This window comes from Pseudomonas sp. R4-39-08 (assembly GCF_003852275.1).
Lineage (GTDB): Bacteria > Pseudomonadota > Gammaproteobacteria > Pseudomonadales > Pseudomonadaceae > Aquipseudomonas.
Genome location: NZ_CP027733.1, coordinates 2,845,714 through 2,861,542 on the forward strand (window position 1 = coordinate 2,845,714; position 15,829 = coordinate 2,861,542).

Sequence of the window (15,829 nt, forward strand, 5' to 3'; positions counted from 1 at the left end):
CTTCAGTTCAGCGAACGGCTGACATCATGCAGGCGCACGTCGCTCAGGTTGCCGGTGGAGGCCAACAGGTGCAACTGGGCCATCAGAATGGCATAGCGCTGTTGGACCAGACGTTGCTGGGTATCGGTGACCACCTGTTGGGCATCCAGCACATCGGTGTTGATGCGCGAACCGGCTTCGAAGCCGTGGGTCACGGTGGCGAGGTTGATCTGGCTGGAGTTCAGCACCTGCTTGAGTGCCTGGTATTGGCTTATGCCGTTAGTGACTTGCAGGTAGGCCTGACGTGCCATCAGCCCGGCGTTACGGCGCGCCTCTTCCACTTCATCCGCGGCCTTGCTTTGCAGTGCGTGAGCTTCGCGCACGCGGCTGCTGGTACGGCCGCCGCTGTAAAGTGGAACGCTCAGCTTGACCCCTACCACGGTCTGGTTATAGCGATTCTGCGGCAACGTGACGTCGTACACATCACCGCCGACCGAAGCGAAGCGGCCATGGGCGGCGATCAGGTCAAGGGTCGGCAAGTGGCCGGCCCGTTCCTTGTCGATGTCCATTTCAGCCAGGCGCTGGGCAATCTGTGCCGATTGCACGGCCAGGTTGCCTTGTTGCGCGGTGCTGGCCCAATCACCAATGGCGGCGGGCATCGGGGCACTGAACTGCGGCTCTTTGCTTGACCAAGGGCGCGCCTGTGTGGCGGTCAATTGGGTGAGCGTTTCGTTGGCAATGTCCAATGCTCCACGCGCGCCAATCTGTTCGGCAAATGCCTGGTCGTACTTGGCCTGCACCTGTGCGAGCGTGTTGGCGGTGGTGGCGCCATCGGCCAGCAGTCGTCGGCTGCGATCCAGACGCTCGCGCAGCGTTTGCAGTTGTTGCGTGCGTGTATTCAACAGTTCCTGGTTGAGCAGTACATCGAAATAAGCGCGAGCAACGCGCAGCATCAGGTCCTGGCGCGCCTGTTCGGTGTGGACTTCACTGGCGCTGATCAATAGCTTGCTCTGATCGTGGGCGATCACGTTCTGCCAGCGCAGCAGTGGTTGTGTGAGGACCACAGCGTAGGCGTTGGTGTTATTGCGATTGCGGTGGTAGTCGGATGAATCCTCGGCATCGACCCAGGCCGCGCCGCCGGTGACAGACAAGTCCGGCAGCAGGTCGGCGCGGCTTTGCGGTTCCTTTTCCGCCGTGGCCAGTTGCTGGGCCTGTGCAGCGGCGAACTGCATGTCATGGGTCAGCGCCTTTTGGTACAGGTGATACAGGTCATCTGCCGACACCTGTGCGGGCGCGCAGGCCAGGGCCAGCAAGCACAGGGGCGTGAGCAGTGTGGTGGTTTCGAGACGCAGGCCTGGAATACGCAAGGGATGTGCTCCACTGAAAAATTTATCGACTGACGGTGCTTCTACGCATCATCAGCACCATTGGAATACCGATGGCCATCACGGCGCCCAAGGTGCCGAACAACATGCTGAACGCCAGCATTTGCCCCTGCTCGCGCGCTTGCAGGTAAGGCATCAGGGCTATGGCTTGCTGGTGGCTGGCCAGGCCCAGGGAGAGAAACAGCGGGTCGGTCTCCACGCCTCCCCAGCCGCTCGCGACGAGACTGGATTCGGTGACGTGTTCGGAGAGCAGGCGATAGCGCTCCCACGAGAATCGCGTGAGCAGCGTGGCGGCGATGGCGATGCCGACACTGCCGCCCAGCTGGCGCATCAGGTTCAGGACCCCCGAGGCGCCGGAGATCAATGTCAGCGGCAGGCGGCGCATCGCCAGGTTGGTCAGCGGTACGAAGATCATGCCCAGGCCCAGGCCACGGATCACCAAGGGCCAGTAAAGCGTGTCCGGGTTACTGTCGAGGGTGAACTGGGTGTGCAGGAACATGGCATAGCAGTACATCACGATGCCCAAGGTCACGAACACGCGCTCGTCGATCCTGTTTTCCTGGGACAGCTTGCCGATCACCAGGGTGCTGATGGCGCTGGCCACCGCTCCTGGAAAAATCACCAGCCCGCTCTGGTAGGCGCTCTGTGCCAATAAGGTCTGCAGGAACAGCGGCACCATGAACAGGGTGCTGTACAGCCCGAAACCCACGCAAAAGGCACAGATGCAGCCCATCAGGAATTCTCGGTTCTGAAACAGCGCGACATTGACGATCGGGTTGGTCACCCGCCGTTCCCACCAGAAGAAGCCCACCAGGCTGAAGCTGCTGAGCAACAGGCAGGCGACGGTCCAGTTGGACGCCATCCAGTCCCAGTGTTCGCCTCGCTCGAGCAGGATCTGCAGGCTACCGACCCCCACGGCCAGCAAGCAGAAGCCGCTGTAGTCGACGCTGGTGGGTTTTTGCTCGTTGGGCGAGTCATTGATACACATCCAGCACAGCAGCAGGGCCACGGCACCGATCGGCAGGTTGATCAGGAAGATCCAATGCCACGACAACGTGTCGATCAGGTAGCCGCCGACGGTCGGGCCAAGAGTCGGCCCCATCATCACGCCCACGCCGTACAACGCCATGCCGCTGCTGACCTTTTCCTTGGGGAACACGTCGTAGATGATCGCCTGGGAAATCCCCAGCAACCCGCCGCCTGCCAGGCCTTGCAATACCCGGAACGCGACCAGTTGCCACAGTTCGGCCGACAGTGCGCAGCCCAGGGATGCCAGCACGAACACTGCGGTCGATACCAGGTAATAGGTACGCCGCCCAAACCACGCCGACAGCCAGCCACTGACCGGCAGAATGACCACGTTGGCCACGACGTAACCGGTGGAGACCCACGAGATTTCATCGACCGAGGCACCGTAGGTGCCCATCAGGCTGGGAATCGCCACGTTGACGATGGTGACATCCAGCAACTCCATCATCGACACCAGCGTGACGGTGAACGCAATCAGGTAGGGCGACCTCATAGCGTCTGGCTGCCGTTGTGGTGCGTGGCGACTTCAACAAAGGCACTCATGCCCGGGCTCAACAGCGCCTTGTAGTTATCCGGCACACCGGTAAGCGCGATGCGTACCTGCACACGCTGAACCACCTTGGTGAAGTTGCCCGTGGCGTTTTCCTGGGGCAGCAAGGAGAACTTCGCCCCGGTGGCCGGTGCCAGGCTTTCGACGACGCCGTCGAAGGTGTGCCCGGGGAATGCGTCCACGGTGACGCGGGCATTCTGGCCGACGCGTACGCGGCCCACCTGGGTCTCCTTGAAGTTGGCGGTGATCCACAGCGGGTCGGGTGCAATCAGGCTCATGAGCTTTTGGCCGGCAACCACGAACTGGCCGGGCTCCACCTCTTTTTTCGAAACAATGCTGCGCACCGGCGCGGTCTGGCGGGCGTCGTTCAGCTTGATCCTGGCTTGTTCCACTTCGGCTTGCGCGGCGGCGATCCGGTAGTCCTGCACCTTGAGTTCAGCCTTGTTGGCCAAGGTGCTTTGATCGGCGGCCTGGGTATTACTGCGCGCCACTTCCTGAGCATGACGAAGGGCGTCGAAACGCGCCTTGGCCACTTCCTGGTCCTGAATGCTCAGCGCGCCTTGAGCGCCCAGGCGACGGGCACGTTGGTAGTCGTTACGCGCTTGCTCAAGGTTGGCGCTCGACTGCGCCAGGGCCGCCTGCGCGGCTTCGCGCAGGGCAACCGCACCGAGGACCTGGCTGTCCAGCGCACCCGGGGCTCCGGCGCGCCCGGCGGCGGCAAGCAACGCTTGCCATTGTGCTTCGCGCTGCTGCAGCTGGTAGTGATATTCACTGTCGCGGATTTGAAACAACAGGTCACCGCTTTGTACGGTGACGTTGTCCATCACCGGCACACTGATCACGACGCCCGATAGCTTGGCCCGCACCGGGATAATCACCCCATCGAGTTCTGCATTGTCGGTACTCACGTAGGTGCTGGAATACTGCCAGCGCTGCCAGCCCAGCATCAGCAGCCCGCCCACCACGACGCCGCACAGCGTCAGTTTTACCAGCTTGCCTTTGGTCATGAGGTACTCCCTGTAGTTGCGCGTCTGTGTCAAGCAGGCTCAGAAACGGTTTCGACCTCACGCACAGGGCGATCCGCAGTGGAATGGGCCTTGTCCAGCAGGAACTGCTGCACGCTGTTCCACAGCTCGATCCGTGAATTGATCGCGGTCTTGGCACTCTCGACCATATGCAGGTGTTGCGCAGGTGTGGTGACGATCTCGGCGATGATGCGCTTGGCTGCCGGACCATGGTCGTCGCCGTCCATTTCGATGTGGCGCTTCAAGTAGTACGTGAGCATCGGTACATCGTGCTCACTGACCGACCATTGCGACAGCAGTCGGCCGAACATATCGGGGATGATGTCTTCACGACCAAAGAAAAAGTACGCCAGCACCGCTTCGGTCGTGCCGTGTTGTGCAATGTCGAGGGTCTGGCACATGAACACTTTGGCGGCCGTTGGGATAGCCGGGTCGTTGAGCGCCTTTGCCAGGGGGACCTGGGCCTTGATCGCTGCCAGGAAGCGGCGGAATACCGTGCTGTCGGCACCGATTTCATCCATGGCCGTGAGGTACAGGTCCAAGTGGCTGATAAAACCGCCATCGGGGTGTTCGTCGGTTTCTTCGCCGACCACGATTTCATTGATCAGACGGGCGGCGGTGATGTGTACCGGCGGCACCCAAGGCAACTCCACACAGGTAAGGTCGCGCTGGATGCGCTTGAGCAAGGTCATGAAGTCCCACACGGCGAACACATGAAACTCCATCAGGGTGCGCACGTCTTCTACGGTGCGGATGTTTGCAAACAGCGGATGGCTGAACAGCTGTTCGCGTTCGGTTTCAATGTGGCTATCGATGTTAAAAGGCATAGGTGCTCCTGCGGCCTGAGGGTTCAGGCGGAAAATCCATGGGGAAATTAAGGGTGTTTGTCGTTCAGCGTGTTTCCACGATAGGGGTGGCGACTGCAGGCGTATCGGAAGGACCGAACGAAGCGCTTTTCAAGCAGGTATTGCCGGCCTGCATACCACCCCGCGTCCAACAGGTGGCGGTGTACCTGGGGCAGTCGCCAGCAGGGTACCGCGGGATAAAAATGATGCTCCAGGTGAAAGTTCGAGCCGGCGTGCAGCCAGGTGTTGACGCGCGAGGTGCGTGAGCGCGCTGGCGGCTGTTGATGGCCCGCTTCGAAAGCATGTTCCTGATAGGCATTGACCGCCGAGATCAGGAACGCCACCGCCAGGCTCAAGGAAAACCCCAGAAGCAGCCCGTCGATGCGCCAGATAACCAGCCCGTAAAGGCTGAGCCATCCAGCCTGGCAGGCAATATTGCAGCGAGCCAGCCGTTGCACCTCAATCGCACTCAGCGGCAGTGGCGATGGCGTGTTCAGTGGGCCGAAGGCCAGGCGCCAGGTGGCCTGCAGATAGCGCAGGGTGGCGACCAGGCGCGACAGCATGATGCGGCTTGCCAGCGTGTGGTAACGCGAAAAGAGCCGGTAGTCCGGGTCCTTCTCGCTGTTGCTGTAACGATGGTGTTGCCAATGGTCCACGAAATAACCGGTCACGCAGAACCCTGGCAGCAACGAACTGGTGGCAATGCCCAAGTAGCAACTGTGCAAGGGGTTCGCACTCAAGTTGAAGTGGAAACCTTCATGCCCAAGGATCGCTTGCAGAAACAACCCATATCCGGCCAATACCACCAACGGCGAGCACACCAGCACCCAAAAAACGGAGGAGGTGTTCACCACCCACACAAACAGCGCGAGAGGTAACAGGTAGAGACTCAAGGCGTAGACAATGATCAGCAACGATTCTCCTGATCGGGCCCTGAACAAGGCACGGTCGAGGCGGACCTGGGGTTTGGGGTGCAGGTGACTGGCCATTGGCGGCGGCTTACTCGATCAGTTCAGGCTTGAGCGCCAGGTGGCCGCCACGCGTGAGCGTGCGCAGGCGCAGGGCGATAAAGGTATCAACCACGCTTGGCATGCAGCGCGCGGTGTACATGGCCAGCGTGCCCATGAACGTCAGCCCACGGTTGCGCAGGCCATTTTTCTGGCAGGCGCGCACCAGGCCGGCAGCGGCTGCCTCCAGTTTTTCTTCCAGCGACAGCAGGGTCTTGTCACCCCACTTGAACGTCACCAGGCGCTTGACCGACAGGCCCACACGCTGCGCCGGCAAGTGGATCGCAGTGTCAATGAACCCCGGGTACACCGTGACCACGTCGAGTTCGCCGCGATACTGCATGCGCAATACATCCGAATAAGCGCTCAGTGCGCGTTTGCTGGCAGCGTAGGCGGCCACGTAGGGCGCGTTCACCAGCGCGAACAGTGACGACACGTTGACCACTTTGCCGCGTTTGCGCAGCAACCCCGGCAGGAACCCCGAGACCAATTGCCATGGCGCGAACAAATTCACATCGACCGCGCGGGTCACTTCATCGGTAACGCCGGTTTCGCCGCGTTCCAGGGTCAGGATGCCGGCGTTATTGACCAAAATGTCGATGTCACCGAAATCGGTGCTGATGGCGCTGATTGCGGCGGCCAGGGCGTGACGGTCGCACAGGTCGACTTGATAAAACGCGTCCAGCAAGCTGCCGTCCTGCGGCGTAAGGATGTCGAGACCAATCACCGTGGCGCCCTGTTGCTTGAGCTTGCTGGCGGTCGCCAAGCCCAAGCCGCGCGCAGTGCCGGTGATTACGATGATTTTTCCGAGCAGGTTCATGGGTGCGCTCCGGTCATGCTGAAAGTTGAGTCGGTCAAGTAGGTGTCGAGGTTGGTCGCCATCGAGATCTTTGCCGGGGGATGGAATTGCAGGCCGCGGCAGGCCAGTAAGCCGTTGGAACTCTGGTTGCTGGTGATGAACGCCATCCCGCCCAACATGGCGTGGGCCTGGTCGGAAAGCTGGGCAAGCCGCTGCTCGATGCCGTAGCGGACCAGCAGCAGGCGGGCCAGCACGTTCGGCAAGTCCTGCGGGTTGCGCTCGATATCCAGGGCTGCGCCTTCCAGCGCACTGATCGCCAATTGCAGGTCGGCTGCCAGGTCCACGCGGTGATGCGCGTTCCAGCGTGCAGCGTCGGTCACTGACTCGACCAGACCCGCGCAGGCGCCTACATAAGACGCGCAAATCAGCAGTTCGAACCAGATAAACCCCACGGTCTGCACGTCACCCAGCAGGTGGGTGTAGCCGGCGGAAAACAGCATTCGCTCAGGCACCAGCACTTCGTTCAGGCGCACTTCGATGCTTTCAGCAGCGGCCAGGGCGCTGTTCTGCCAGAAGGCACTGCGGCTGATGCCCGATGCAGTGGCGGGAATCAAAGCGACCATCAGTTCTTCACCCGCCGGGGTTTGGCGGATATAGCTGGCAGTGAGCAGGTCCATCGACTGCCCGAGGCAGCAGGGCTTTTTGCTGCCGCTGAGCAATACCCCTTCCGGGGTGTGCACCGCCTGCATGGCCGAATCGAGGATCCCGGCGCCCGATGTGCCCTCGGCAAATCCCGACGACAGCAGCAGGCGGTTTTGTGCGACGGCGGCCAGCAACAGGCCTTCGGCGCCGCCGCCGTTTTGTGTGAGCACCAACAGGCTCGCCACGGAAAACTGGTGCATGGTGCTGGCAACCGCCAGTGAGGGTGACCGTGCGCCAATAGCGATCTGCACATGCATTGCGTCGAGGATGTCCGCACCCAGCCCGCCTGCTGCGCGGTTGACCAACAAGCCCACCGGGCCATGTTGCTTGAACAGGGCGATGACGTCGCTTTGGGGGGCTTCGCGCTGGCCGGCCGGGATCGCCGCCAGACGCTCGTCAAAACCCGGGGCGTAGCGTTGAAGCAGGGCGCGCGACCGGTTCAGCAGTGACAGTGACATGGTTCACGCCTTCAAGTAGCTCGCCGGAAACAGGCCGGTGATGATTGAGTGGATGTTTTCCCGAATGGCCTGTGTGGCCACCGGGTCGAGCATGTCCGCGAGCATCGGAAGGCCCAGGTCGAAGCGGGATTCAAAGGTGATGATCGCGTCTTTGCCGTCCGGCAAAACGTGCCAGGTGCCGGAGAAGTGATCGACATCGCCGGCCATTTGCTCGAAATGAATTTCCCGGGTCTGGGCATTGAACGTGTCGCGCTCCTGCCACTTGAGGATGCCGCTGTGGAAGTTGACCTCCCAGGAGGTGAACGAGACCTGGTCGCTGACTTTGTTGACGGTGATGTTACGCACCGATTTACACAGCTCGACGTACTTGCTGAAATCGCTGATCACGGCAAATACTTCATCAGCGCAGGCATGGGGAATATGGGCCTGCACGTTGACTTCTTGCATGGGGAAAAACTCCATTCAAAGGGATGGCATTGAGGTGGCCAGCGCCTGCGCGAAGCCTTCGAGCAACCAGTTGCAATCCTCGGCGCTCAACAACGGCGACGGCGTGAGCCTCAGCACCCGATGGTCATTGAGCGAGTGGCACACAATGACTCGTTGCTCGATAAGGGCCATGACCATGTTTGCTGCGATCGACGCGTCGGCAAATTCAAAGCCGAACAGCAAACCCGCGCTGCGCAGCTCGACGCGCTCGGCCCAGCCCCGTTGTTGCAACAGCGCGCTGAAGCGGGCATGCAGGTCCTGGCCGAGCAGCCGAGCACGCGCTACCAGGTCTTCTTGCACCATCACCTGCAGCGTGGCCTGTACCGCCGCCATCGCCAGCGGATTGGCGCCAAAGGTCGAGGTATGGACCGTGGGGTTGCGGTTGAAAGGCGCATAGATCGTAGCGCTGGCAACCATGGCACTCACCGGTACGCAGCCGCCCGACAGGCTTTTACCTACCAGCATGATGTCGGGCACCACCTGCTCATGGTCGCATCCCCACCAGTAGCCGGTGCGGCCCAGGCCCGACTGGATTTCATCGATAATCAGCACGGCGCCATATTGATTACACAGCTCGCGTACGCGTCGAAGGTAGCCCGGTGGCGGCAGGACCACCCCAGCTTCGGCCTGGATCGGTTCGAGGATCACGCAAGCCTTTTGCGACGATGCCCGCAGTTGCAGCTCCAGTGCCACGCTGTCGCCAAACGGCACAAAGTCGCTGTCGCTGAGCAATCCACTGAACGGCTCGCGATAGCTTTCGCGGCCGGTGACGGCGAGGGCACCGAGGGTCTTGCCGTGGAAGCCGCCGAGAGTTGACAACGTGCGGCGGCAGCCGTTGAGGCGGGCGAGTTTAAGACCGGCTTCAGTGGCCTCGGCGCCCGAGTTGCAAAAGAACACATACTCAAGATTGCCTGGGCAATGTGCAGCCAGTGCGTGCGCGGCGAAAGCCTGCTGCGGATTGAGCAACAGCTTGCTCGCCAGCGCATTTTTCTGCAGTTGCCGGGCGACCGCTTCCACGACCACCGGATGGCCATGGCCCAGGAAAAACACGCCGTATCCGCCGGCGTCCAGGTACTGGCGGCCTTGGTCGTCATAGATGTAGACGCCACGGCTGGACTGCTCGATCGGCAGGTTCATCAGCGAAGCGAGGCGTGCGTAGCCCGAGTTGACGTGCTTGCGTAAATACTGGTCGACCTGTGCGGCGTCGATGGCGGGTTCGACGACAAGCGGGTTCATGCCGCGCTCGCTTGTGTGGACGGTAACACCGGCTGCTTGAGCATCCTCGTCAAGGCTCCCAGCTTGGGTGCCAGGTGGTTGAGCGACAGCAGTAACTCACGGCTGACATCGCGCTGGCTGAACGCCGTTTCGCCGAGTAACTGCGGCAAGGACGTGGGCAGCGGCGTGCGCAGGCAGGCATAGCGGCACAGCTGCGTGGCGCGGGTCAGGGCGGCCTGGATATTGCCGGTCAGCGCCGGAAGAAATACCGGGCGGATCAACCGTTCGTAAATGTCCGGCGCCAGGCATCGTGGCCGTGTGAACGGTTGCGCCTGGGCTTGCATGGACTGGCACATCAGGTCCAGCAGACCATCTAGATCAAGGGACTGGGGACCGCTCGTAAGAAAATAGTCTTCGCCGATCAAACGCTGGCGCAGCGCATTGGTAATGGCCTGTGCCGCGACATCACGGGCGATCAGGTCGACATAGCCGGCAGACGGGCAGGGCACGATGGGCAGCACGCCGGACATCATCAGCCCCATGGTCATATGGAAGCCCTGGAAGTTAGGCATGAACCCGGTCTTCGCATCGCCAATGATGATGGATGGACGAAAAATCGACACATCGATACCGGCCGAGCGAACCAGGGTTTCGGCTTGGCGCTTGGCGACTTCGTAAGGGGTCTCGGCTTGCACGCCTTCGTAATAGTCGCAGGGATGGGTGAAGGCGGTGCTGATGTGATACAGCGGAACCTTGGCTTGCTTCACAAAGGCCACTACGTTTTCGGTGCCGAGATAGTTCACCGAAAAAATCTGATCGATATCGCCGTCCAGGCGAGTCACCGCTGCGGCGTGGATCACCCAGTCGACACGCTCAAGCAGCGCTGAATGAACGTCGGCGGCCAGCCCCAGGCGAGGGCTGCAGATATCGCCCGTGAGCACTTCCACCCGGGGATCGCGGATGCGGCTTTTACGCGCCAGGCAGACCAGGTCAAAGTCTTCCGCCAGGCAGTCGATCAGTGACTCACCCAGTACGCCTGAGCCTCCCGTGAGAAGGACAGTTAATTTTTGCTGTGCTGACATGTAGTTGCGCTTCCCTGCGGACTCATCGAAACAATTAACGGGGCCATTCGCCGAATCGCAGGCACGGGTGCCCCGAGCGAACACTTTTATTCACGGTCGGTGCCGCTGAATTGTTCTGGAGGGAGACGATCAGCGCTTACCGTTTTTGCGAATAAGATGCGATCGATATTGGCGTTTTGATATCAGCGCGTCTTGAACGAAACGCTTGTCTTGCGCAAAACCTCTGCGGCGGTGCGCGGCGTCATACCGATCATGCGACGCATGATGCGGGCCAGGTGCGCCTGGTCGGAGAAGCCACCTTCGGCGGCGGCGTCCGATAACGTCGAACCGCCGGCCAGGGATTTGGAGGCCTGTTCCAATTTGTTCCAGATGATCCACTGGGAAAGGGACACCCCCATCTGGTGGGTGGCGACGCAGCGCAAGCGTGGGCTGGACAACCCCACCGCATGGGCAGCGCGACTGACGCAACCGGGACCGTCGCGGTCCAGGCGCAGAATATTCAGGGCTTTGTACAGCCTATGGTCGATCGGCGTGGTAATCGCGAGCAAACGCGAGAGGGCGTCGACAAATTGCAGGAGGGATGTGGCGCGGCGAAAGCACTCCAGTAATTCGTCACTGGCCAGGGCGATGCCATTGTCTTGCAGCAATGCACTGAGCGCACGGCCCAATGCCGAGTCCGGGCTGACATACACAAACGCCACTGGATGACTGTCGGCCACGGCCCGGTGTTCGACATTGGGGCCGATGATCACACCCGCTGCGCGGATCGACTGTCCGGGCAGTTCCAGGGTGACGGGTTGATCCAGACCGATGCACAGCTGAATGGCAACATGGGAGTGGGCGGTGTTTTGATCAGCACGGCCAATGTAGCCGGCCCACGAGTCGCCAAAGGTAACGCTGCCATCCCACATTTAAGGTCTTCCTGACGCATTGGGTGAGTGTTGCACGCGTGCAGGGTAGGCCTTCGCAGGTCTGGATTCAAGTGAGTGGCGTCCTCCAAAGCATGCCTGCGGGGTAGCGCGGGAACGCAATGGTGCTCGGTGGCACAGTCCTTTTGAAATGGCTGTGCCACCTGCCTTTGCGGTAGTTACGGGTTGTCGATGCCTATCGATGCAGATGAACAACTCACTGACAGCCCGGAACGCAAATGCCTCACTGCTCCTGGCTGCAATCACGCGGGGTGATGCCTTTCTCTTTCGCGTACCCGGCCGCGGAGGCTTCGATGATCGGTCGCAGCAGCGCACGGTCGGCTTGTACCCAGTCGCTGATCAGGTTCCAGCGCTGGCCGTCCCATTGCTGGAAGCGCACGGCGCCGCCGCCTTCGTGGTCGGCGCAGGACAGTTTCAGCGGTTGCACCAGGCCCTTGGCGCCCAGCGCTTGCAGGCGCGCGTCGTCCAGGTTCAGGTGTTCGAAGCCCCAGCGCACTTGCTCGCCCGTGAGGGGCTTCTGGCCATATTTTTCCTGGGCCAGGCGCAGGGCTTCGACGTTGAGAATGCCGTTGACCACGCCCAGGTTGTAATACACGGTGCCAAATCGTTTGGGGTCGGCCAGGTTGCCCTTGCCGGCATTCACCACGCTTTGCGCGATGCCTTGCAGCACCGGGAAGTCAGTGCCCGACGGGTGCGTGGTGATCGAGATAAACCCCTTGGCGGCGGCACCGGCCGGTACCACGTCTTCTTCGGAGTTGCTCCAGATATTGCCGATGATGTGATCGGCCGGGTAGCCGACTTTCTGCGCGGATTTGAGCGCCACCGGGTTCATCACGCCCCAGCCGCGCAGGATCACCCAGTCGGGCTTGAGGCGACGGATGTTCAGCCATTGCGATTGTTGCTCGTTACCGGGGTGCGGCACTTCCAGCAAGGTCAGTTCGAAGCCGGCGTTTTTCGCCAGGGTCTGGAGCACGCCGTTGGTTTCCTTGCCGTAGGGCGAACCGTGATAGAGCACCGCGATTTTCTTGCCCTTGAGCTTGTCGGCACCGCCTTCGCGCTGGCCGATGTAGTTGATGATCGCCGAGACTTCCGAATACGGGTTCAACTGCAACGGGAATACGTAAGGGAATACGCTGCCGTCGGTGGAGTCGGTGCGGCCATGGTTGATGGTGATCAGCGGCAACTTGTCGGCCGTGGAGCGTTCCAGCGTGGCGTAGGCGATGCCCACTGACAGCGGGTTGGTGGCGGCGGCCGGCGCACCGTTGAGCCCGCCCTTGAGGCGTTCATAGCATTCGACGCCTTTTTCCACCACGTACTCGGTCTCGCATTCGCTCCAGGTCAGCTTGACGCCGTTCACTCCGCCGTTGGCATTGATGTATTGCAGATAGTCGATGAAACCGCCGAAGAAACCGGTACCGCCAGCGGCGTAAGGGCCGACCCGGTAGCTCTGCAAGGGGAAGTACTGTTCGTTGGCGGCCTGGGCGCCGGCCGTGAGCCCAGCGGTGATCAGGGCCAGGCACAGGGCCAGGCGGCGCAGCGATAAGCGGTGTGTCATGGAGGTCATTCCTGGGGGGTTATTGAGTTCAGTAACGCAGCGGCCAGACCCTGGCCCGTTGACGAAAGCGCTGCCACAGACGGGCCAGCCCCTCCGGTTCCTTGATCAGAAAAACGATGATCAGCGCGCCAAACAGCATCTTCTGGATGTTCTCCAGTTGGCCCGCATCCATCAGCCCGGCGGGCAACAGGGCGAAGAGGTTGCCCAGCAGGATCGGGAATAACACGATGAACGCGGCGCCGAGGAGGTTGCCGAGCACGCTGCCCAGCCCGCCGATAATGATGATGAACAGCACCTGGAACGAGCGGCTCAGGTCAAAGCCGTGGGGTTCCACCGTGCCCAGGTAGGCGAACGCCCACAGGGACCCGGCGACGCCCAGGTAGAAGCCGCTGATTGCAAACGCCAGCAGCTTGGCCTTCAACAGCCCAATACCGATCACGGCAGCGGCGGTGTCCATGTCGCGCACGGCCATCCAGTTACGCCCCAGTTCGCTGCGCACCAGGTTTTTACCCAGCCAGAACAGCGCCACCACCACGGCCAGAGTCAGTACGTAGCGGCCGCGCGGGGAGCTGAAATCCAGTCCGGCAATCAGCAGCGTCGGGGAGGTGATCACGCCGGACGCGTTGTCGTTGGTAAACCAGCTGAAGCGGGTGAGTACCCACTCCACCACGAATTGCGCGGCGAGGGTCGCCACCAGCAGGTAAAACCCTTTGATGCGCAGGCTCGGCAACCCGAAAAACACCGCCACCCCGGCGGCGATCACGCCACCCAGGGCAAAGCTCACCAGCAGCGGCAGGCCGGGCAGGCGTAAATGCAGGTTGTAGGCGGCAAACGCGCCCACGGCCATGAACGCCGCCGAGCCCAGTGAGAGTTGCCCGGCGTAGCCCGTCAGCAGGTTGAGCCCCAGCCCGGCCAGCGATAGCACCAGCAGCGGCACCAGGATCGCGCTGAACCAGTGATCATTGCCCAGCCAAGGCACCGCAAAAAACGCCACGCCCAGCAGCAGCCACAGCGCGACGCGGTCCTGGCGCAGGCGAAAGGTGCGGCGCTCGGCCGCATAGGAGGTGCTGATTTGGCCAGCTTCTTGATACAGCATGCAGGTAGTTCCCCAAGGACAATCAAACCCGATCGATGGCGCGCTCGCCGAACAGTCCGGCAGGCCGCACCAGCAGGAACAGCAACGCCAGGACGTACGGCACCCAGTTTTCAATGCCGCTGCCGATGAGCGGGCCGAGGTAGATCTCGGCGACTTTCTCTGCCGCGCCGATGATCAAGCCGCCGACAATCGCCCCGCCGATGGACGAGAACCCGCCGATGATCAGCACCGGCAGCGCCTTGAGCACCACCAGCGAAAGCGAGAACTGCACGCCCAGGCGCGCACCCCAGAGCAACCCGGCCACCAGGCCGACACACCCTGCCACCGCCCACACCAGGGCCCAGATGCGGGGCAGGCGGATACCGATGGCCATGGACGCCAGCGGGTCGTCGGCCACCGCGCGCAACGACAGGCCCACCCGCGTCTTGTTGAACAGCAGCGACAGGACGATCACCAGCACGGCTGCGGTGCCGGCGGCAAACAGGTCAAATTGCGAGAGCAGCATGCCGCGGATTTCCAGCGGTTCGTCGGCGATGCCCAGGTCCAGTCCGTGCACCTGTGCGCCCCACAGGAACTGCGCAAACCCTTCGATCATGTAGGACAGCCCAAGGGTGGCCATGAACAGGATGATCGGTGGCCGGTTGACCAGCGGGCGCAGCACGACTTTTTCAATCAGCAGCGCCAGCACCACCATGCTCGCCAGGGTGATCAGGAACGCCCAGGCGAACGGGAAGCCGCGCTCCAACAGGCTGACAAACGTCAGCGCGGCAAACAGCACCATGGCGCCCTGGGCAAAATTGAACACGCCGGAGGCCTTGTAGATCAGCACAAAACCAATCGCCACCAAGGCATACATCACACCCGCCAGCAGCCCGCCGATCAGCACTTCGAAGAAAAATTCCATGCTCAGGTACCCAGGTAGGCGGCAATCACATCGGGGTTGGCGCGCACCTGTTGCGGGGTGCCGTCGCCGATCTTGCGGCCGTAGTCGAGCACTACCACGTGGTCGCACAGGCCCATGACCACGCCGATGTCGTGTTCGATCAACACCACGGTGGTGCCGAACTCGCGGTTGATGTCGCGGATGAACTGGCTCATCTGCGCCTTCTCCTGGGCGTTCATGCCGGCCATGGGTTCATCCAGCAACAGCAGGGTGGGTTCGGCGGCCAGTGCGCGGGCCAGTTCGACACGTTTTTGCAGGCCATAGGGCAGGGTGCCGACCAGCACATGGCGCCAGGGATGGATCTGCAGAAAGGCAATCACCTTTTCCGCTTGCAGGCGGTGCGCGTCGTCCTCACGCGGTGCCCGGCCCAGGCGCAGCATTTGCTCGAGCCAACTGCTGCGGCGCTTGAGGTTGCGCCCGGTGAGCACGTTATCGAGCACGCTCATGCCCTTGAACAGCGCGATATTCTGGAAGGTCCGCGCAATGCCGCCTTCGGCCGCCTGGTGCGAACGCATGCGTTTGCGGGTCTGGCCTGCGTACTGGATGCTGCCGCTTTGGGGGTGGTAGACCCCATTGATTACATTCAGCAACGAGCTTTTACCCGCGCCGTTAGGGCCGATCAGGCCGCAGATGTCGCCGGCCTTGACCTCGAAGCTGATGGAAGTGATGGCCTTGATGCCTTTGAACGACAGAGAGATGTCATCGAGCCGCAGTAATACCGCTTCAGTGGGTGTGCGCATGGAA

General features: G+C 61.6%; 15 protein-coding genes. All 15 read right to left on the minus strand.

Annotation, left to right across the window (positions count from 1 at the left end):
* Positions 1 to 2: 2 nt before the first annotated feature.
* A complete protein-coding gene (locus C4J88_RS12985) occupies positions 3 to 1,346 on the minus strand; it encodes a TolC family outer membrane protein (protein ID WP_124366965.1) in 1,344 nt (447 codons plus the stop codon).
* 22 nt (positions 1,347 to 1,368) lie between these two features.
* Positions 1,369 to 2,886, minus strand: coding sequence for a DHA2 family efflux MFS transporter permease subunit (locus tag C4J88_RS12990; RefSeq protein WP_124407140.1), 1,518 nt, complete (start codon positions 2,884 to 2,886; stop codon positions 1,369 to 1,371).
* The gene (locus C4J88_RS12995; RefSeq protein ID WP_124407141.1) at positions 2,883 to 3,950 is read right to left on the minus strand and encodes an HlyD family secretion protein; all 1,068 of its coding nucleotides are present in this window, start codon (positions 3,948 to 3,950) and stop codon (positions 2,883 to 2,885) included. The genes C4J88_RS12990 and C4J88_RS12995 overlap by 4 nt, the downstream gene beginning before the upstream one ends.
* A 29-nt stretch (positions 3,951 to 3,979) precedes the next feature.
* Positions 3,980 to 4,795 (minus strand): DUF3050 domain-containing protein, encoded by an 816-nt coding sequence (locus tag C4J88_RS13000; protein ID WP_124407142.1) that lies wholly within the window; start codon positions 4,793 to 4,795, stop codon positions 3,980 to 3,982.
* A 47-nt stretch (positions 4,796 to 4,842) separates the two neighbouring features.
* Complete coding sequence (locus C4J88_RS13005; protein ID WP_256657907.1) at positions 4,843 to 5,727, minus strand: fatty acid desaturase; 885 nt, start codon at positions 5,725 to 5,727, stop codon at positions 4,843 to 4,845.
* 85 nt (positions 5,728 to 5,812) lie between these two features.
* A complete protein-coding gene (locus C4J88_RS13010) occupies positions 5,813 to 6,640 on the minus strand; it encodes an SDR family oxidoreductase (protein WP_124407144.1) in 828 nt (275 codons plus the stop codon).
* Positions 6,637 to 7,779, minus strand: a complete 1,143-nt coding sequence (locus tag C4J88_RS13015; protein WP_124407145.1) for an acyl-CoA/acyl-ACP dehydrogenase — start codon at positions 7,777 to 7,779, stop codon at positions 6,637 to 6,639. Before C4J88_RS13015 ends, C4J88_RS13010 begins: the two co-directional genes overlap by 4 nt.
* 3 nt (positions 7,780 to 7,782) lie before the next feature.
* Complete coding sequence (locus tag C4J88_RS13020) at positions 7,783 to 8,226, minus strand: type II toxin-antitoxin system RatA family toxin (protein ID WP_124366971.1); 444 nt, start codon at positions 8,224 to 8,226, stop codon at positions 7,783 to 7,785.
* A gap of 15 nt (positions 8,227 to 8,241) precedes the next feature.
* Positions 8,242 to 9,501 carry an aspartate aminotransferase family protein gene (locus tag C4J88_RS13025; RefSeq protein ID WP_124407146.1) on the minus strand — a complete coding sequence of 420 codons (1,260 nt, stop codon included), beginning with the start codon at positions 9,499 to 9,501 and terminating at the stop codon, positions 8,242 to 8,244.
* Positions 9,498 to 10,562 carry an SDR family oxidoreductase gene (locus C4J88_RS13030; RefSeq protein WP_124366973.1) on the minus strand — a complete coding sequence of 355 codons (1,065 nt, stop codon included), beginning with the start codon at positions 10,560 to 10,562 and terminating at the stop codon, positions 9,498 to 9,500. The genes C4J88_RS13025 and C4J88_RS13030 overlap by 4 nt, the downstream gene beginning before the upstream one ends.
* 182 nt (positions 10,563 to 10,744) lie before the next feature.
* Complete coding sequence (locus C4J88_RS13035; protein ID WP_124366974.1) at positions 10,745 to 11,473, minus strand: AraC family transcriptional regulator; 729 nt, start codon at positions 11,471 to 11,473, stop codon at positions 10,745 to 10,747.
* Positions 11,474 to 11,714: 241 nt separating this feature from the next.
* Positions 11,715 to 13,046, minus strand: coding sequence for an ABC transporter substrate-binding protein (locus C4J88_RS13040; RefSeq protein ID WP_124407147.1), 1,332 nt, complete (start codon positions 13,044 to 13,046; stop codon positions 11,715 to 11,717).
* Positions 13,047 to 13,074: 28 nt separating this feature from the next.
* Entirely contained in the window at positions 13,075 to 14,142 is a 1,068-nt protein-coding gene (locus tag C4J88_RS13045; RefSeq protein ID WP_124407148.1) for a branched-chain amino acid ABC transporter permease, read from the minus strand.
* 22 nt (positions 14,143 to 14,164) lie between these two features.
* A complete protein-coding gene (locus C4J88_RS13050; RefSeq protein ID WP_124407149.1) occupies positions 14,165 to 15,046 on the minus strand; it encodes a branched-chain amino acid ABC transporter permease in 882 nt (293 codons plus the stop codon).
* A 2-nt stretch (positions 15,047 to 15,048) separates the two neighbouring features.
* Complete coding sequence (locus C4J88_RS13055) at positions 15,049 to 15,825, minus strand: ABC transporter ATP-binding protein (protein ID WP_124366978.1); 777 nt, start codon at positions 15,823 to 15,825, stop codon at positions 15,049 to 15,051.
* Positions 15,826 to 15,829 lie beyond the last annotated feature (4 nt).